The 17,072-nt window shown below is 72.6% G+C and carries 18 protein-coding genes; 8 read left to right on the top strand and 10 right to left on the bottom strand.

All coding sequences use genetic code 11. The features are described from left to right. The first annotated feature begins 183 nt into the window (after positions 1 to 183). The 4 genes from AB0316_RS08035 to AB0316_RS08020 all read left to right on the top strand — a co-directional run bounded on the left by AB0316_RS08035 (position 184) and on the right by AB0316_RS08020 (position 3,748). Positions 184 to 468, top strand: coding sequence for a VanZ family protein (locus AB0316_RS08035; RefSeq protein WP_366272053.1), 285 nt, complete (start codon positions 184 to 186; stop codon positions 466 to 468). 84 nt (positions 469 to 552) lie between these two features. Further along, positions 553 to 1,314, top strand: coding sequence for a class I SAM-dependent methyltransferase (locus tag AB0316_RS08030; protein WP_366272051.1), 762 nt, complete (start codon positions 553 to 555; stop codon positions 1,312 to 1,314). A 450-nt stretch (positions 1,315 to 1,764) separates the two neighbouring features. Further along, positions 1,765 to 2,661, top strand: coding sequence for an SGNH/GDSL hydrolase family protein (locus AB0316_RS08025; RefSeq protein ID WP_366272049.1), 897 nt, complete (start codon positions 1,765 to 1,767; stop codon positions 2,659 to 2,661). Between the two features lie 73 nt (positions 2,662 to 2,734). Then, on the top strand, positions 2,735 to 3,748 hold the full coding sequence (locus AB0316_RS08020; RefSeq protein WP_366272047.1) for a hypothetical protein: 1,014 nt from the start codon (positions 2,735 to 2,737) through the stop codon (positions 3,746 to 3,748). Positions 3,749 to 3,818: 70 nt separating this feature from the next. On the opposite strand, the gene AB0316_RS08015 is transcribed toward AB0316_RS08020, so the two are convergent. From AB0316_RS08015 to AB0316_RS08005, 3 genes are read right to left on the bottom strand one after another with little or no spacing between them, the layout of a single operon-like run. Further along, positions 3,819 to 4,772, bottom strand: coding sequence for a hypothetical protein (locus AB0316_RS08015; protein ID WP_366272045.1), 954 nt, complete (start codon positions 4,770 to 4,772; stop codon positions 3,819 to 3,821). Then, positions 4,769 to 5,542, bottom strand: coding sequence for a cytochrome b N-terminal domain-containing protein (locus AB0316_RS08010; protein ID WP_366272043.1), 774 nt, complete (start codon positions 5,540 to 5,542; stop codon positions 4,769 to 4,771). Before AB0316_RS08010 ends, AB0316_RS08015 begins: the two co-directional genes overlap by 4 nt. Then, positions 5,539 to 5,721: a hypothetical protein gene (locus AB0316_RS08005; RefSeq protein WP_366272041.1), complete on the bottom strand. Its 183-nt coding sequence runs from the start codon at positions 5,719 to 5,721 to the stop codon at positions 5,539 to 5,541. The genes AB0316_RS08010 and AB0316_RS08005 overlap by 4 nt, the downstream gene beginning before the upstream one ends. A gap of 234 nt (positions 5,722 to 5,955) precedes the next feature. Between AB0316_RS08005 and AB0316_RS08000 the strand changes: the two genes are divergently transcribed. Together AB0316_RS08000 and AB0316_RS07995 are read left to right on the top strand one after the other, a co-directional pair. After that, positions 5,956 to 6,792: a 3-hydroxybutyrate dehydrogenase gene (locus tag AB0316_RS08000; protein ID WP_366272039.1), complete on the top strand. Its 837-nt coding sequence runs from the start codon at positions 5,956 to 5,958 to the stop codon at positions 6,790 to 6,792. A gap of 80 nt (positions 6,793 to 6,872) precedes the next feature. After that, complete coding sequence (locus AB0316_RS07995; RefSeq protein ID WP_366272037.1) at positions 6,873 to 8,813, top strand: helix-turn-helix domain-containing protein; 1,941 nt, start codon at positions 6,873 to 6,875, stop codon at positions 8,811 to 8,813. Between the two features lie 40 nt (positions 8,814 to 8,853). On the opposite strand, the gene AB0316_RS07990 is transcribed toward AB0316_RS07995, so the two are convergent. Genes AB0316_RS07990 through AB0316_RS07965 form a run of 6 tightly spaced genes read right to left on the bottom strand, consistent with a single transcriptional unit; the run spans position 8,854 to position 14,529 of the window. Continuing rightward, complete coding sequence (locus AB0316_RS07990) at positions 8,854 to 9,783, bottom strand: alpha/beta fold hydrolase (RefSeq protein ID WP_366272036.1); 930 nt, start codon at positions 9,781 to 9,783, stop codon at positions 8,854 to 8,856. Further along, entirely contained in the window at positions 9,780 to 10,934 is a 1,155-nt protein-coding gene (locus AB0316_RS07985; protein ID WP_366272034.1) for a branched-chain amino acid ABC transporter permease, read from the bottom strand. Before AB0316_RS07985 ends, AB0316_RS07990 begins: the two co-directional genes overlap by 4 nt. Further along, the gene (locus tag AB0316_RS07980) at positions 10,931 to 11,815 is read right to left on the bottom strand and encodes a branched-chain amino acid ABC transporter permease (RefSeq protein ID WP_366272033.1); all 885 of its coding nucleotides are present in this window, start codon (positions 11,813 to 11,815) and stop codon (positions 10,931 to 10,933) included. Before AB0316_RS07980 ends, AB0316_RS07985 begins: the two co-directional genes overlap by 4 nt. Then, positions 11,812 to 12,564, bottom strand: coding sequence for an ABC transporter ATP-binding protein (locus AB0316_RS07975; protein ID WP_366272031.1), 753 nt, complete (start codon positions 12,562 to 12,564; stop codon positions 11,812 to 11,814). Before AB0316_RS07975 ends, AB0316_RS07980 begins: the two co-directional genes overlap by 4 nt. Next, the gene (locus AB0316_RS07970; RefSeq protein ID WP_366272029.1) at positions 12,561 to 13,295 is read right to left on the bottom strand and encodes an ABC transporter ATP-binding protein; all 735 of its coding nucleotides are present in this window, start codon (positions 13,293 to 13,295) and stop codon (positions 12,561 to 12,563) included. Before AB0316_RS07970 ends, AB0316_RS07975 begins: the two co-directional genes overlap by 4 nt. A 16-nt stretch (positions 13,296 to 13,311) precedes the next feature. Continuing rightward, positions 13,312 to 14,529: a substrate-binding domain-containing protein gene (locus tag AB0316_RS07965; protein WP_366272027.1), complete on the bottom strand. Its 1,218-nt coding sequence runs from the start codon at positions 14,527 to 14,529 to the stop codon at positions 13,312 to 13,314. 240 nt (positions 14,530 to 14,769) lie between these two features. Here AB0316_RS07965 and AB0316_RS07960 point away from each other — a divergent pair, with 240 nt between their 5' ends. Continuing rightward, positions 14,770 to 15,735 (top strand): NAD(P)-dependent oxidoreductase, encoded by a 966-nt coding sequence (locus AB0316_RS07960; protein WP_366272026.1) that lies wholly within the window; start codon positions 14,770 to 14,772, stop codon positions 15,733 to 15,735. Then, a complete protein-coding gene (gene sigJ / locus AB0316_RS07955) occupies positions 15,732 to 16,772 on the top strand; it encodes an RNA polymerase sigma factor SigJ (protein ID WP_366272024.1) in 1,041 nt (346 codons plus the stop codon). The genes AB0316_RS07960 and sigJ overlap by 4 nt, the downstream gene beginning before the upstream one ends. On the opposite strand, the gene AB0316_RS07950 is transcribed toward sigJ, so the two are convergent. Then, a complete protein-coding gene (locus tag AB0316_RS07950; protein WP_366272023.1) occupies positions 16,729 to 17,046 on the bottom strand; it encodes a hypothetical protein in 318 nt (105 codons plus the stop codon). The genes sigJ and AB0316_RS07950 overlap by 44 nt on opposite strands. Positions 17,047 to 17,072 lie beyond the last annotated feature (26 nt).

The following is a 17,072-nucleotide window of genomic DNA, read 5'->3' as shown; positions in this document are numbered from 1 at the left end:
GCGACTGCGGATCCCTCCCGACCGCATCGCGGGGCCGACGCCCGACCAGTCTCGGCGGACTGGTCGGGCGTCGGCCGCGCCCCCTTCGCGACCATCTCGGGCTACCTGTTCTGTTCAGCGATGCCGCCGGCGTGAAGAGGTTCGCGGTCGCCAACGTCGTGGCCTTCGTGCCCCGGCGCCCTGTTGCCGCTGGTGACGCGCCGCACCGGGATCTGGACGAGCGTCTTGGTCGTCCTGTGTGCCAGCGTCGCGGTCGAGGTCGTCCAGGGCGTGTTCGGACTCAGGGCCTCGGACATCGACGACGTCATCGCGAACACTCTCGGCGGATTCCTCGGTGTCGCATTCTTCACCCTCCTGCTCGTTCTCGTGCGCCGATGGAGCCGGGTGATGGCGGTGATGGCCGTGCTGTCGCTCCTGGCGGTGCCGATGCTCTCCTACCCTCTGTTTGCCGTCAGGCTGCGCCTGTAGTCCCGTCGAGCCAGTCGTGCGCCCGGCGTGCAGTCGGCGGTATTTCGGTTGACCCTGTTGCGGGGTGTTTGTGAGCCTGCCGGCATGCGGTCCTTCGAAGAGCTGGTGGCGGAAGCCGAGTCGGCGGACGTCACCGGTTGGGGCTTCCAGTGGCTGGAGGGCCGAGCGACGGAGGAGCGGCCGCCGTGGGGCTTCGCGCGCCTGCTCGCCGACCGCCTGGCGAACGCGCAGTCGGCTCTCGACATCGACACCGGCGGTGGCGAGGTGGTGGCGGAGGCGTCGACGCTGCCGCCGACGATGGTTGTCACCGAAGGGTGGCCGCCCAATGCTGCCCGTGCCCGCGGGCTACTGGGTCCGCGCGGCGTCCAGGTCGTCGAGACCGCCGACGGCTCACTCCCCTTCCCGGACCACTCGTTCGAGCTGGTCACGGCCCGTCACCCCGTACGGCCGAACTGGGCCGAGATCTGCCGGGTCCTGCAGCCCGGGGGACGCTACTTCGCCCAGCACGTCGGGCCGGCCTCCGCCTTCGAGCTGATCGAGTACTTCCTCGGACCGCTACCCGTCGAGCGACAGGGCCGCGACCCGGCGCGTGAGGTCGCGGAGGCGCAGCACCATGGGCTCGAGGTCGAGAGTCTGCAGCGGGCACGGTGCCGGATGGAGTTCCACGACATCGGCGCCGTCGTGTGGATCCTGCGCAAGTGCGTGTGGTGGGTGCCCGACTTCTCCGTCAGCAGGTACGAGAAGCAGCTGCGGGAGCTGGACGCGCAGCTGCGCGGCGGCGAGCCGTTCGTCGCGCACTCCAGCCGGCACCTCATCGACGCTCGGCTGCGCACCGGCCTGGGGTGAGCCTCCCTCGCCCAGTCCTCCCGAGGTCCTACGCGGCCTGGAGCGGATGAAACGCACGAGCTTCTCGACGTACCGACCCGGTTGCTCGACGAAGGCGAAGTGTCCCGCTCCGCGCAGGGTGCCGACGTCGTGCCGCGCGGTCACCGCCTCGCGGTACCGGTCGATGACCTCCCGTGGAGTCACCAGGTCGGACTCGCCGTGGAGCAGCAGGCTCGGGCAACTCAGCTCGGCCAGCGCGGCGGTCCGGTCCCGGTACCTGTCGTGCATCAGGTCCAGGTGCGAGGCGCCCCGTCCCCAGTCGAGACCGCCCGGCGCGGCGCTCGTCAGCCGCCCGTCGGCGCACACCCCCGCGCCGTAGCCGGTGTTACGTTGAGCCTCGGGCGCCGACGGCGCCCGCTGGCCCGGCGCCGAGCGGTCAGCACATCACCGCTCACGACACCGGAGTCATGCATGCGTCGCACCGCCAGCGCCCTCCTTGCCACCCTCTGCGCCGCGGCCCTCGGGCTGACCTCTGCCGCTGCGGCCGGCGCCAAGTCGACCCCGCCAACCGCGAACGGACACTCGATCAAGACCTCCTCGCACTACGTCGCCCTCGGCGACAGCTACGCCTCGGGGGCCGGGATCACGCCCTTCGTCGCGGACGCCCCGGCCACCTGCAGCCGCTCCCGGCTCAACTACTCCCACGACATCGCCGCGGTGACGCACCCCACCTCCTTCAACGACGCCTCGTGCAGCGGTGCCAGGACGAGCGACTTCTTCTCGTCGCAGGGGCCCGGCGTGGCTCCGCAGCTCGACGCCGTCACGAAGGACACCCGTCTCGTCACGATGACCATCGGCGGGAACGACGAGGGCGTCTTCGCGAACTCGTTCTTCGGCTGCGTCGCGCTCTCCTACGCCGACATGGGCGGCAATCCCTGCCAGCGCGCCTACGGCACGGCCTTCACCGACCAGATCGAGAAGCAGACCTACCCGCACCTCGTCGCCGCCCTGACGGCCGTGCGCAAGAAGGCGCCAGCCGCCTCCGTGGTCATCCTCGGCTACCCGCAGATCCTGCCGGCCACCGGTCAGCCGTCGTGCTACCGCTCGATGCCCATCGCGATGGGCGACGTCCCGTGGCTGCACCACGAGGAGGAGGTGCTCAACGAGGTGGTCAGGCGGGCCGCTCGGGTGACCGGCGCGAGGTTCGTCGACATGACGGCCGCGTCCCAGGGCCACGATGCCTGCCAACCGGTCGGCCAGCGCTGGATCGAGCCGGCCGTCGCGCCGATCAACGCCCTCCCCGTGCACCCGAACGCGCTCGGCGAGGCCGCCATGGCACGCCAGACGCTGCTGCAGATCGGTCACTGACATAGCGACGAACGCCGCGGCACCTCCAGCCGGTTCACCACCGGGTCACAGGTGCCCGGCCTAGCGTCGGGGTATGAGGAGCGCCTCGACCGTGGCTGCGGTGCTCGGCCTCGGCCTCCTGCTCGCAGGATGCTCGACCGGCTCTCCCGCCAGGTCTGCGACGAGCCACCCCCTGGGCGGCAGTGCTTCCGCGTCCGCCAACACGGCACCTCCCGGTCCTTCATCGGGTATGCCGTCCGCTGGCCCCACGCACGCGACCACCCCGTCCCAGCCCACCGCCGCCTCGAGCCTCACGAGCCCGTCCACGCCCGCGGGCTACCGGGTGGCAGTGGTCCACCGCGGCGCGGACCACCCGGACGACCTCGTGCTGGACCCGTCGGGAGGCCTGCTCTACAGCGACTACACCGACGGGACCATCAGCCGGCTGGAGGCCGACGGCACGGCGACCGTGCTGCACCGTGGACTGCCCGGGCCCGAGGGCATGGTCTTCCTCTCGGACGGCTCCCTCGTCGTGGCCGAGGAGGACGCCAACCGACTGGTCATCTTCCACCCCGGCCAGTCCACACCGTCCGTCCTCGCGAGCCTGCCCGGCACCTCGGTCAAGGCGACGTGCCACCAGGGGGTCGACGGCATCGCCTGGGACCCCACGACGCACAGTCTCGTGGTGCCCGATCCCGTCACCGGCACGGTCTACCGGATCAGCCCCGACGGGGCGACCCGGACGGTCCTGGCTCGCGGCTTCGTCCACCCGGTCGGCGCAGCAGTGGACGCCCACGGCACCGTCTACGTCGCCGACGAGTGCGGCGGCGGGGCCTGGCGCCTCGGCGCCGGGGGCAGCCGGGTGCGCGTGGCCGACGCGGTGATGCCCGACGACCTCGCCTTCGACGCCACCGGCAACCTCCTCGTGACCGACGTGCGCCACACCCGGCACGACGTCCGCCGGTGGCCTGTCGGCGGCGGGGCCTCGACCGTGCTGGCCCGGGGCGGCCTCATCGAGCCGCAGGGCCTGCTCGTCACCGCCAGCGGCACCGTCTATGTCGCCGACGACCAGGCCCGCGTCATCCTGCGCCTGACACCACACCCCTGACCGCCCCGGCCACGAGCGCGCACGTCGACCTCACGCATACGCGCCGTCGAGCGGTCTCGGGGGACGGATCTCAGCGCCGGTAGTTCCGCCAGATCAGGCGGTGCACCCCGAGGTGCTTCGGCAGCGTCCGCAGGCCGGGGATCCACGGGATGCAGATGAAGCCGGTGCTCAGCAGGATCATCAGCGCCCACACCTGCACGTCGGCGTTGTCCGACGTCGAGAACGGCGGCACCTGGTACCAGAAGGTGTAGAGCCACAGCCACGGCTGCCCCGGGTAGTTCCCGGTCTCGTTCATGATCCCCCACTGGTCGCCGCCGAGGTTCTGGGCACGGGCCTGGTCCTCGAGGTGTGACCCGTCGGCGAGCAGGAGGAGCGGCTTGGTGCTGTTCACTCCGAAGAAGCTCGTCCGTGACGTCAGGAGCCCCTCGAGGGCGCCGCTGGACGCCAGCGCGAGCACGCCCTGTGCGAGGACGGGCACCGGACCGTAGTCGCCGGCCGCGACCTTGGCCGGGTCGCCCTCCGGCGCCTTGGCCAGCGCGTCGGAGTACGCCTGCGCCCACTTGGTCTGCTGGTCCGACGATGCCGCCGACCACCGGCGCAGAGCCGCCGCCATCAGCGGCTGGGCGGCCAGGGTGCGCAGCGGGGCGATGACGAAGTCGTTCGCCGGGTCGATCGGCTCGGTGACGCCGGGCAGCTTCTGCAGGTTGACCGGTCCCAGGGCCTGACCGTCTCCGGCGGTGTTGTAGGGCGGTCCGTAGCCGGCGGAGGTCGTCGTGCCGGCGAGCTCGCCCGCGGCTGTGGCGACCACGTCGTTGGGGGCCTGTCTGGCCCACTGCTGCAAGGAGATCGCCGGGTCGTCCGGTGAGGAGAAGATGATCGCCGCGACGAGGCTGAGCACGAGCATGACGCCGAGGGCGATGACGAACTCCCTCACCAGGTCGTAGCGCCTGGTCGGGAAGGCGTGTGAGTCCGGCGCCCACGTGGCGACCCGCCGCTCGCCGCTGGCCACGCGTACGGTGCTCACGGCTGAACCCCCGAGTGGGTCCGGGCAGGCTCCGGGTGGCTCTCCTCCGGAACCGGCGGCGGTTGGGCCACCGAGGGTTCGGCGGTGGGCGGCTCCGGACGACTCGGCTGCTCTGTCGGCACCACGGCGGCCGGGGCCTCGGCGCCGATGGGCGGCACGACGCCGTGCCGACGAACCAGCAGCAGGTGCAGGCCGACGATGACGCCGACGACGATCGGCAGCAGCGAGACGTGCCAGAGCACCATCTGCCCGACGTTCATGACGTTGAAGTAGGCGCCGATGCCGGCGGCGTTGAGGCCGTCCTTGGCCTGCGTGCTGATCCACTGCGAGTCGAAGTTCGTCTGGATCAGGTAGCCGGTGAACGCGGTCCCGAGCGAGCCGAAGAAGGCCAGGGCGCCGGTCGCCCAGGTGAGCCCACGGTGGCCGCGCCAAGCCGCCATGAAGAACTTGCCCCACAGGTGGATGACCATGGTGGCGAAGAACAGCTCGACGCTCCACAGGTGCACCGAGTTCACGAAGTGGCCGAGCGAGCTGGAGTGCCACCACGTCAGCCCCCCGAGCGTGAGCACGAGGCCGGACAAGATGATGACGACGAGGCTGGCCAGGCAGGCGACGCCGAAGACGTAGACCCACGAAGCCACGTAGGCCGGTTGCCGGTCGGGCAGCCACTGCCCCTTGGGGACCAGCCCTTCGATCCATGCGCTCAGCCGGGAGGTCCACGTCGTCGACGCGGAGGCCGTGGGCCGGGGCTCGGCGGCCCGCGTGCTCACTGCCCGTCCTCGTCGTGCGAGCCCGGGAAGGGCAGGAGGACCGCGAGGACGAAGACGGCGATCATGAGGAGGATCGTCACCAGGTTGGCCGCGGTGATCGTCAGGAAACCCCACTGGACGACCGCGCCTGCCGGCGTCGGTTCGGCTGCTGCGGCGAGCTGGGCGGACTCGGTGGACATCGAACACCTCCGGGAGGGAGAGGACCACGGGTCGCCCCTGCTCGAACCGTCCTACTACATGTTGTAAGAGTAGGAACGCTGCCGCTGTAGGGCAGGCGGATCCACGGATTCACAGGCATCGTCCAGAGTCGATGGCACCTGCCCGAGGGTGTGGCGCCCCGTCCACATGGGATCGGCCGTTTTGTGTACGGCCACCACACAGGGACCCAGCGAGACGCTGCCTAGTCTTCCCGCATGCCCGACGCCCGCGACGACGATCGCGAACCAGCCACGCAGCTCCCCCACCGCACGGCCTCCACCGCCAACGAGCCGGTCGACCTGACGGGCCGGACGGCCCTCGTGACCGGGGCGGCGAGCGGCATCGGTGCGGGCGTGGCCCGCGCCCTGGCGGCCGCGGGAGCCAGGGTGCACGCGGTGGACCGCGACGCCGACGGCCTGTGCGACCTCGCCGCGAGCGCGGTTCCCGGCGCCGGGTCCATCGAGACCATCACCGCCGACCTTGCTGACCTCGACGGGTTGTCCGCGCTGCCGACGGCGGTCGACATCCTCGTCAACAACGCCGGCGTGCAGCACGTGAGCCCCATCGAGGAGTTCCCCGTCGACCGGTTCGACTTCATCCTCGACCTCATGCTCATCTCGCCGTTCCGGCTCATCCGCCAGACCCTCCCGCACATGTACGCCAACGGCTGGGGCCGCGTCGTGAACATCTCGAGCGTCCACGGCCTGCGCGCGAGCGCCTTCAAGTCCGCCTACGTCACGGCGAAGCACGGCCTCGAGGGGCTCTCGAAGGTCGTGGCCGTCGAGGGCGGGCCCCACGGGGTCACCTCGACGTGCGTCAACCCGGCCTACGTGCGCACGCCGCTGGTCGAGGCCCAGATCTCGGACCAGGCCCGCACGCACGGCATCCCCGAGGCGGACGTCGTCGAGAAGATCATGCTCGAGCCGGTCGCGGTCAAGCGGCTCGTGGAGCCCGAGGAGGTGGCCGCCCTCGTGCTCTTCCTCTGCGGGCCCGCCTCCGCCTCCGTCAGCGGCACGTCCTTCTCGATGGACGGCGGGTGGACCGCGCACTGAGCCGGAGACTGCCCGAGACTCCGCGACCTCGCGGGCTCGCCCGGCCCCGCTGCCCGATACCGTCCACCTAGGATCTGCGCGTGACTCCCAGCCCCGAGACGCGGACCCACGCCGACCCGCCGACCTCCGGCGAGCTGGTCGCTCCGCCGGACCCGGCCTATCCGGTCGGCCAGGTGGTGCACCTGCTCGAGCTCCTCGCCGGCGACGCCCCGGTGGCCGCCGTCGCCGGCGCGGACGCACCCGTGGAGGCCCGAGACCTCGCGCTCCGGATCGCGAGCGCCCGCGAGGTGCACCGCCAGCGCGAGGCGGGGCTCGCGGCCCTGCTCGACACGGCCCGCGAGCTCGCGACCGCGAACGACCCCGGCTCGGTCCTCGAGGCGATCGTCCGGCGGGCCCGACGGCTCGTCGGGACCGACCTGGCCTATCTCACGCTCTACGACCCCGAGGCCGGCGACACCTTCATGCGGGCCACCGACGGCTCCGTGTCCGCCGCCTTCCAGTCCGTGCGGCTCGCGCTCGGGGCCGGACTGGGAGGCCTCGTCGCCTCGACCCACAAGCCGTACTGGACTGCGGACTACTGGGCGGACGAGCGCTTCCGGCACACCCGGGCCATCGACGGCGCGGTCGGCGAGGAGGGCATCATCGCGATCTGCGGCACCCCCCTCATCGTCGAGTCGAACTTCGTCGGCGTGCTCTTCGCGGCCAACCGCTCGTCGCGGCCGTTCACGCGCGAGGAGGTGGCGCTGCTCGGCAACCTCGCCACCCTGGCGGCCCTGACGCTCGTGCAGACCCGAGCCCTCGCCGACGCCGAGAGCGCCCTCGCGGCGCTCTCCGAGGCCCACGAGACGGTCCGGCAGTACGCGCAGGGCGTGGAGAAGGCGGCCGCCGCGCACGACCGTTTCGCCTCCCTCGTGCTCGGCGGTGGCGGCGTCGACGACATCACCCACGCCCTCGCCGAGCTCCTCGGCGGCTGGGCGGTGCTCGTCGACCAGAACGGGCAGCGCACGAGCGCCGCCGGGCCGGCGCCGGAGCCGACCCGTCCCGGAGCGGACCCGCTCGCCCCCTTCGACGCCCTGCCCGGCCTGGACGCCGGTCGGCTCGTCGAGCGTGACGGGGTGTACGCCGTGGCGGTGACCGCCGCCCGGGAGCGGCTCGGCACCATCCTCGTCGGTGGCCTGACCCTGAGCGACCCGGACCAGCGCACCGTCGAGCGGGCCGGTGTCGTCACGGCGCTGGTCCTGCTCTTCGAGCGCCAGGCGGCCGACGCCCGGCAGTCGGCGCGCAACCGGCTGGTCAGCGACCTCGTGATCGCCCGGGGATCCCGCGAGGAGCGGCTGTCACTGGCCCGCACCGTCGGTTTCGACCCGCAGCGGCCGTTCTGCCTGCTGGTGCTGCGCGGTGACGACCCGAACGGGCACCGGGCGCTGCTCATCTCGGCCAGTGCCGCCACGGGCGAGGCGTCGCTGGTCGGCAGCCACGACGGCGACGTCGTCGCGCTCGTGCCGGGCGCCGACGCGGACGGGCTGGCCCGTGCCGTCGCCTCACGTATCGGCCGGCGCACCTGCGTGACAGTCGCGGGCGCCGGGGCGGTGAGCGACGTCGACGACATCTCGAGGGCGTACGACGAGGCGCACCGCACCGTCGCCGCGCTCATCGCCCTCGGGCACCGCGGCAAGGGCGCGGCCGCACGGCAGCTCGGCTTCGCCGGGCTCATCGTGGGCTCCGAGCCGGACGTCGGCGAGTACGTCCGCGGCCTGCTCGGCCCGGTCCTCGACTACGACGAGCGGCGCGGCACCGACCTCGTGGGGACGCTCGCCGCATACTTCGCCTCGGGCGGCAGCCCGCGCCACGCGGCGGTCACGCTCCACGTCCACGTCAACACCGTCGCACAGCGGCTCGAGCGCATCACCGCCCTGCTCGGCGACACCTGGCAGCAACCGGACCAGTCGCTCGAGCTGCAGCTGGCCCTGCGACTGCGGGCCCTGCAGACCTCAACCCGCGGCGCCGGCCCGCGCGGCTGACGGGGCGCCCGCCCGCCGGCGCAGGGCCTTGCCGGGTCCGTCAGCCGACGAGGAGGCGGTCCACCGCGTCGGCGACGGCCGTGGTGCCCGGTCCGCCGAGGATCACGTCGTAGTGGTTGGTGTCCACGCGCGTGGTGCGCACCGCCGGCGGAAGGTGAAGCGCCGCGAGCCGACCCTCGTCGTAGAGGCCCTGCGGCTCGTCGAGCAGCCCACGCTCGGCCCAGACGAGCTCGACGTCGACACCGCCTGCGACAGCCGCCGCCAGTGCCGCGTGGGTCTCGGGGTCGGCCAGCACGTCCGCGCCGTCGGCTCGCACCGCGTCCAGCACGCACGTGCTCAGCCACTGCCCGTCCTCGGGGTCCTGGACGAGGTCGTGCTCGAGGTAACCGCGGGTCACCTCGCCCGCAGGGCCGCCGAGGATCGGCCCCAGCGCGGGGTGCCCGGACCAGAACGCGACGTACGCGGCAGGGTCGGGGAAGCGCATCGACAGGCGGTCCATGGCCGGCCCGATCACCGCACGCAGCGCCGCGTCGACGTCGACGCCCGCCGGCACCGGGAAGGCCGCTCCCCCGTCGACGAGCACGGCGGACGGGAACCGCTCGGGGTGCCGTGCGGCCGCGAGCGCCGCGACGAAGGCACCCATCGAGTGACCGACCAGGACCGGTGCCGCGCCGAACACCGTTGCGATCGAGGCCAGATCGTCCACGTGGGCGGCGAGCCCGTAGGGACCGGGCGCCGAGCGGCTGTCCCCGCGGCCCCGCAGGTCGGGGGCCAGGAACCGGACGGCGCCCGGGCCGTGGCGCCGGCCGACCTCGTCGGCGACGCGTCGCCACGAGAGCCCGTTGGCCGTGATGCCGTGCACCGCCAGCACCACCGGCGCGTCGGGGGCGGGTGTGCCGAGGCTGAGGTCGTGGATGGCGAGGCTGCCCTCGGGCAGCTCGATGACGAACGCGGCAGGGATCGTGCTCATCGGGATCCGGTCCTCCTGACCAGCCGGCCGCCGAGCCCGGTCAGGCCCGACGGTGCGAAGTAGACGACGACCACGAAGAAGGCGCCGAGGATGAAGAGCGGCTGCGACAGCACCTGCCGCACGACCTGCGGGAGCGAGGCCAGGATCGGCGCGCTGCTGACCTCGACCAGGCGCGCGTCGGCGTAGGTGTAGAGCACTCCACCGAGCAGCGCGCCCCAGCGGCTGCCGGCTCCGCCGAGGACGACCATGACGAGCAGCGACAGGGTGAACTCGGAGGTCGTCAGGTGGGGGCTGGATCCCCCGAGCACGAGGGCGTGCACGATCCCTCCGAGGGACCCGAGGGCCGAGCCGAGCACGAAGGCGAGGAGCTTGACCCGGTAGGTGCCGAAGCCGAGCACGGCCGCCCGCTGCTCGTTCTCCCGCACGGCCGCCATCGCGTGTCCGGCGTGCGACCGCACCACGAGCGTCACGGTCACCCAGGCGACCACGACGAAGGCGAGGGCCAGCCAGTAGCGGTAGGGCGCGTTGGCGACCCCGACGAGCAGGTCCGGCAGCGCGTCTCGGTCGAGCGTGCGGCCCTCCTCGCCGCCCGTCACTCCCCCGGGGTTGCGCAGCACGACGATCGAGGCCGCCTGGGCGAAGGCCAGCGTCACCATGGCGAAGGCGATGCCCCCGACCCGCAGGGCGATCGCGCCCACGACGAGCGCGAGCACCGTGGAGAGGCCCAGCGCCGCGAGGAGCGCGAGCGGCAGGGGCATCGACCACTCGGAGACCGAGACGGTGAGCAGGTAGCTCCCCGCCGCGACGAAGAGCGCGTGCCCGAAGCTGAGCAGGCCGGTGCGCCCGAAGAGGACGTCGTAGCTCAGGGCCACCCCGCCGACGACGAGGCACGTTGCGAGCAGCTGCATGGATCCCGGCCCGTTGACGCGCCCCGGGAGGATGCCCGGCAGGTCGACCGGCAGGTAGGGAAGATAGGCGAGCAGGGCGAGCACGAGCACAGCAGGGATTACGGTGCGCAGGCGGCGGAGCCCGCGGCGGCGCGCCGTGCCCGCGTCGGGCCCCAGCGACCCGTCCTGCTTGCGCTGCGAGGGATCGGGTGACGAGGGAGGGGTCGTATGCGTCGTGCTGAGGTGGTCGGTGGGCGACGTCATGCCGTCGCTCCCTTCAGGGAGGTCGGTCGGAGCAGGAGGACCAGCGCCAGGAGCAGGACCACGGAGAGGTCGCCGACGCCGGTCGCGGCGTAGTAGTTGGCCAGCTGCTGGACGAGACCCACGACGACCGCGGCCACCCCGGTCCCCGTGAGCGACCCCATCCCGCCGATGACGACGACGATGAAGGCGAAGATCAGCAGGGAGCCACCCTGCGCCGGCGAGACCGCCCCGGCGTACTGGGAGTAGAGCACGCCGGCCAGGCCCGCAGCGGCCCCTCCGATGGCGAAGACCAGAGTGAAGGTGCGGTGGACGTCGATGCCGAGTGCCTCGACCATCGTGCGGTTCTCGACGCCGGCGCGGATGACCAGCCCCAGCCGGGTCAGGTGCAACAGCGCGAGTAGGCCGGCGAAGAGCACGAGGGCCACGAGGACGTAGACGAGACGGTCGTTGGGCAGCCGTGCCCCGAGCAGGTCGGTGGTGCTGGCCATCCAGGTGGGCCTGTCGACCGCCCTCGGGTCGGCTCCCCAGATCCCCTGTGCCGCAGCGACGCCGGCCAGCGAGAGCCCGACGGTGACGAGCACCTGCTGGATGTGGCGCCGGTAGAGCGGCCGGATCAGCACGACCTCGACGACCAGGCCCACCAGGCCGCCGACGACGATCGCGGCGACGACGCCCACGACGAGCCGGCCGGCCACCGGCCACCCGGCGGGGAGGGCGCCCATGACGAGCCACGCGGCATACGCGCCGGCCGTCATGAAGGCCCCGTGGGCGAAGTTCAGCACCCCCATCAACCCGTAGATGAGGCTGAGACCGCTGGCGGCGATGAAGTAGAGGGCGCCGAGGCCCAGACCGGTGACGAGGATGAGGACCAGGTCGCTCATGCCGCTCCCTCCCGGCGCATCGAGACGCCCAGCAGCTCCCGGGTGCGCCCGGCGTCGGCGACGAGCTCGGCCGCCGACCCGCGGTGCACGACCTCGCCCGCGTCGAGGACCACGACCCGGTCGGCGATCCGTCGCACGAGCGGCAGGTTCTGCTCGACGAGCAGGATCGGCGTCGTCCGGCCGACCTCGGCCAGCACGTCGGCGACCTCGGTGACCAGCTTCGGGGCGAGTCCCTTGGTCGGCTCGTCCACCAGCAGCAGGGCGTTGTCGCGCAGGAGCACGCGAGCCAGGGCGACCATCTGCTGCTGGCCTCCGGAGAGCGTGCCGGCACGCTGGCCGCGACGCCGCACGAGCTCGGGGAAGAGGCGCTCGACCACCGGCGCCTCGACGCCTCGCTCGGGGTCGACGAGACGCAGGTTCTCCTCGACGGTGAGCCCGCCGAAGACCTCCCGGTCCTCGGGGACGTAGCCGATGCCACCGCGGACGATGCGCGCGGTCGTGAGCCGCTGGATCTCCGCGCCCCGGAAGAGGACCCGGCCGGTGCGAGGCGCCAGGCCGATGACGGCCTTGAGGGTCGTGGTCTTGCCGACGCCGTTGCGTCCGAGCAGCGCGGTCACCCCGGTGGCCGGCACGTCGAAGGTCACGCCCTGCAGGATGTGGGAGCCGCCGTAGCGGACGTGGACGTCCTCGAGCTGCAGGACCGGTTCTGCGGGACCCGGGTCGGGTGTGGTGCGGCTTCCTTGTGTCACAGTGCTTCTCCCAGGTAGGCCTGCTGGACTCGGTCGTCTGCCGTCATCTCGGACGGTGGGCCGACCGCGAGCAGCTGGCCGTGGTGCAGGACCGCCACGCGGTCGGCGAGCCCGAGCACGACGTGCATGTGGTGCTCGACCATGGCGACGGCGACACCGGAGTCACGCACCTCGCTGATGATCTCGGCCAGCCCGTCGACGTCCTCGGCGGAGACGCCCGCCATCGGCTCGTCCAGGAGCAGCACCGCCGGCTCGGAGGCCAGCGCCATCGCCAGCTCGAGCTTGCGACGGTCACCGTGCGAGAGGTCACGGGCGAGCGTGCCCGCGCGACCCGGCATACGCACTCTCGCAAGCAGCGACTCGACGGCCCCGGACGACGCCGAGCCCGGGGCGCGGAACGGCGAGAGCGCGGACGCCCCGGCCGCCTGCACCGCCAGCCGCACGTTCTCCCCCGCGGTCAGCCCGTCGAACAGGGCCGAGGTCTGGAAGGAGCGCGACAGCCCCATCCGCGCCCGCCGGGTGGCACTGGCTCGGGTGACCTCCTTGTCCTGCAGCGTGATCCGCCCGCTGGTCGGCCTCGTCACCCCGCTCAGGATGTTGACGAAGGACGACTTCCCCGCGCCGTTGGGGCCGATGATGCCGAGCAGCTCACCGGCCCCCACGGACAGCGAGACGTCCTCGAGGATCTGTGCGCCGCCGACCCTCCAGCCGACCGCCTCTGCCGTGATCACCTCGCGCGCTGTCCGGTCACTTGAACGGGGTGACGGGCGGGGCGACCGCGGCCGGGTCGAGCGTCTTGACCAGCTGCGGGACCTCGTTCGAGCCCTCCTTCTTGAGGGTGGCCGTGAACATCGGCTGCAGCAGGGCGTGGTCCTCGGCGCGGATCTCGAGGGAGCCCTTGGGCCCCTCGAACTTCCAGCCCTCGAGCGAGGTCACCATCTTGTCGACGTCGTTGCCGCCCGCCTCGAGGGCGTGCACGATCATCTGCCCCGCGACGAAGCCGTCGTTGGTGAACAGGTCGACGCTCGCGCCCTGCTTCTTCAGGCCCGCGTCGAGGGCCTGGTAGGCGGCGTTGTCCGCGGCGCCCTCGAAGAAGTGTGAGAGGAAGTCGATCTTGGTGGCGACCGGCCCGAAGAGGGCGTGGGTGGCCTTGATGTCGAGACCGGTGACGACCTTGGTGGCGTCGAAGACCCCCTGCTGCCCGAGCGTCGTCCACATGGCCGTGGCGTTCTCGCCGGCCCAGGCGACGAAGAGCAGGTCGGGCGCCGCTGACTTGATCTTCGTGGCGAACGGCGTCAGGTCGGTGGCGGCAGCCGGCACCTCGACGGCGCTGACACTGGCCCCCTTGGCGCCGAGCACCGCGGTCACGGCGGCGACGTTGGCCTTGCCGAAGGCGCTGTCCTGCGCGAGGACCGTGACCTTCTTGCCCTTGACGTCACCCAGCATGGTGCCGGCGGTCGCGACGTCCTGGTAGGTCTGACGACCCGACCGGAACGTGTAGCGGTTGGCCCCGGTGACGGCGTCGGCCGCAGCGGGACCGGAGATGAAGAGCACCTTGTTGTCCTTGGCCAGCGGCGCCACCTGCAGGGCCACGCCGCTCGCCGTGGAGCCGGCGATGATCTTGTTCCCCTGGCCGATGAGGTCGGTCGCCGAGGCGACGGCCTTGGCGGGGTCACCGGCGTCGTCCTGCTCGGTGATCTGGATCTGGTGACCGGCCACCGCGCCGGTTCCCTTGGTGGCGTAGTCGATCCCGGCCGTGAGGCCCTGGCGGTACTGCTGGCCGTAGCTGGCGAGGGGCCCGGACTTCGAGTAGACGAGCCCGACCTTGTAGGGGCCGCTGGACGTGCCGCCGCCCGCCGCCGTGCCGTTGTCGGCCGCCGCTCCGGGCTGGCCGGGCGAGCCGCAGGCCGCCACCGACAGCGTGATCATGGCGCTCGCGAGCGCGAGACTCCACCGCTTGGACACCGTTGTCCTCCACCTCTGGTGGGCGCTCGCGCCTTTGCCGCAACGAGATCCGTCGACGCCCAACCTCCCGGCGAAGGTAGATCAGCGCGTGATCGGCCACGGTGGGCCCGAACACCACATTGCCGGAACGCTCATGTGCGTCCCCGCCACGTCGCCGGGACCATCGGCGCCCGGGTGTCACAGCAGCGGTGGCTGTCTCGTCTGAGTTGGCGTAGGCAGACAACGCGATGAGGAGCTGAGATGAGGATCCTGGTGGCAGGAGCGACCGGTGCGATGGGGCGGCAGCTGGTGCCGCGCCTGGTCCGGGCCGGGCACGAGGTGCACGGGATGACCCGCAGCGAGTCGAAGCAGGTGTTCCTGCGTGGGCTCGGCGCGGTGCCGGTCGTGGCCGACGCCCTCGACCCCGACCAGGTGGCGCGCGCCGTCGCCGCGTCGCGGCCGGAGGTGGTCGTGCACCAGCTGACGGCGATCGGTCCGATGGACCTGCGGCACTTCGACCGGGCCTTCGCCGGGACGAACCGCCTCCGCACGGAGGGCACCGACCACCTGCTCTCGGCTGCCCGCGCGGTGGGAGTGAGGCGCTTCGTCGCCCAGAGCTTCTTCGCGGGCTATGACCGCGTCGGGGGCCCGGTGAAGACCGAGGACGACCCCTTCGGCACCGAGCCTCCCAGCGGGATGCAGGAGACCGTGGGAGCCATCCGCCACGTCGAGGACAGCGTGCTCGCTGCGTCGTGGACGCAGGGGCTCGTGCTGCGATACGGCGGCTTCTACGGCCCGCACACCTCGCTCGGGCCCCGGGGCGAGCAGACCGAGGCCGTGCGCCGTCGCCGGTTCCCCGTGGTCGGGGACGGGGCCGGCGTGTGGTCGTTCGTCCACATCGCCGACGCGGCCGAGGCGACGGTGGCCGCTGTCGAGCGTGGCGCCCCGGGCGTCTACAACGTCGTCGACGACGAGCCGGCGAACGTGGCCACCTGGCTGCCGGTCCTCGCCGAGTCGCTGGGCGCCAGGCCGCCGATGCGCGTGCCGCGCCTGGTCGGCAGGCTGCTGGCGGGCGAGACTGGCACGGTGATGATGACCGAGCTACGAGGCGCCTCCAACGCCAAGGCGAAGCGGGAGCTGGGCTGGGCACCCGGGCACGCGTCCTGGCGGGAGGGCTTCCGGCAGCTGGCGGTCGAGGACCGCGCCGAGAGCGGCACCCCCGCGTGACCGACGAGAGGCAGCCCACGACCGCCGTTCCCGAGCGCGAGCGGCTTCTCGCCGACCTGAGGCCGATGGCGTTCGGCATCGCCTACCGGATGCTCGGAAGCGTCACGGAGGCTGAGGACGTGGTGCAGGAGGCGCTGCTGCGGGTGCACCGCTCGCTCGAGGCGGGCGAGCAGATCGCCTCACCCCGCGCGTTCACCGCCACCGTGACCACGCGCCTCGCGATGGACGAGCTGCGGTCGGCGCGGGCACGCCGCGAGCGGTACGTCGGGGACTGGCTGCCCGAGCCGATCCTCACCGACGGGCACAGCGCCGAGATGGACCCGGCACGATACGCCGAGACCGCCGACACGCTGTCCATGGCACTGCTCGTCGTGCTGGAGAGCCTGTCGCCCGAGCAGCGCGCGGTTCTGCTGCTCCACGACGTGTTCGGCTACTCCTACGGCGAGGTCGCGGCCATCGTCGGCAAGGGTGAGAGCAACGTGCGCCAGCTCGCGGTCCGTGCGCGTCGCCACGTCGAGGACCGCCGGCCCCGCTTCACGACCACTCCCGAGCAGCAGAGCGAGCTGGCGAGCCGCTTCTTCGCCGCTGCGCGGTCGGGCGACCTCGCCGGCCTCGAGTCCCTCCTGGCCCACGACGTCGAGCTCGTCGGCGACGGCGGCGGCAAGGCACCCTCGCTCGCGCGCTCCCAGCACGGCCGCAGCCGGGTCGCGCACACCCTCACCAACTGGCTGCGGGTGCTGCGGAGGCTGCCGGACATGGAGATCCGGCCGGTCGAGGTCAACGGTGACCCCGGCGCGACGTTCCTCGTCGACGGGCACCTCATGGCCGTCTGGGCCCTGGAGATCCGGGACGGGCAGGTGGCCGGCGTCCGCGCGATCGTCAACCCCGACAAGCTGGCCCACCTCGGGCCGGTCGGCGACGCGAAGGCCCTGATCCGCCGGCTCGGCGCATCAGGGCCCGGCGCTGAGAGCCCGGTGACGGAAAGCCCGCGCCTCAGCGCCGGCGGTCGGCCACGGCCCACGAGGCTGCCGCGCTGAGGGCAGCGACCGTGAGGACGGAGGGCCAGGCGCCGATCCGCTTGGCCAGCGGGTGCGAGGCGCCGAAACCACCGAGGTAGAGCGCCGCCAGACCGGCGGTGGCCGGAGCCCCCGCCTTGGTCAGCCAGGTGCGCCCGGCGTACAGCCCGGCCGCTCCGAGCACGACGCCGCCGAGGGGGCGGATGCCGGTCTCGCGGGCGGCGACATAGCCGCCGACCAGCCCGAGGGCTGCAATGGGCGCCGTGCTCACGTCTGCTGCGTTGCGAAGCTGCATGCCCCGATCGTAGGCAGCCGCCCTGT

It is taken from the genome of Terrabacter sp. NPDC080008 (assembly GCF_040702505.1).
GTDB lineage: Bacteria > Actinomycetota > Actinomycetes > Actinomycetales > Dermatophilaceae > Terrabacter.
This window is presented reverse-complemented; position numbering and strand designations above follow the sequence as displayed.

Coding starts and splice junctions, on each gene's coding strand:
- AB0316_RS07960 (WP_366272026.1), top strand. CDS start 14,770: ATGAGGATCCTGGTGGCAGGAGCGACCGGTGCGATGGGGCGGCAGCTG.
- AB0316_RS08030 (WP_366272051.1), top strand. CDS start 553: ATGCGGTCCTTCGAAGAGCTGGTGGCGGAAGCCGAGTCGGCGGACGTC.
- AB0316_RS07990 (WP_366272036.1), bottom strand. CDS start 9,783: ATGAGCACGATCCCTGCCGCGTTCGTCATCGAGCTGCCCGAGGGCAGC.
- AB0316_RS08025 (WP_366272049.1), top strand. CDS start 1,765: ATGCGTCGCACCGCCAGCGCCCTCCTTGCCACCCTCTGCGCCGCGGCC.
- AB0316_RS08005 (WP_366272041.1), bottom strand. CDS start 5,721: ATGTCCACCGAGTCCGCCCAGCTCGCCGCAGCAGCCGAACCGACGCCG.
- AB0316_RS08020 (WP_366272047.1), top strand. CDS start 2,735: ATGAGGAGCGCCTCGACCGTGGCTGCGGTGCTCGGCCTCGGCCTCCTG.
- AB0316_RS08000 (WP_366272039.1), top strand. CDS start 5,956: ATGCCCGACGCCCGCGACGACGATCGCGAACCAGCCACGCAGCTCCCC.
- AB0316_RS07950 (WP_366272023.1), bottom strand. CDS start 17,046: ATGCAGCTTCGCAACGCAGCAGACGTGAGCACGGCGCCCATTGCAGCC.
- AB0316_RS07985 (WP_366272034.1), bottom strand. CDS start 10,934: ATGACGTCGCCCACCGACCACCTCAGCACGACGCATACGACCCCTCCC.
- AB0316_RS07980 (WP_366272033.1), bottom strand. CDS start 11,815: ATGAGCGACCTGGTCCTCATCCTCGTCACCGGTCTGGGCCTCGGCGCC.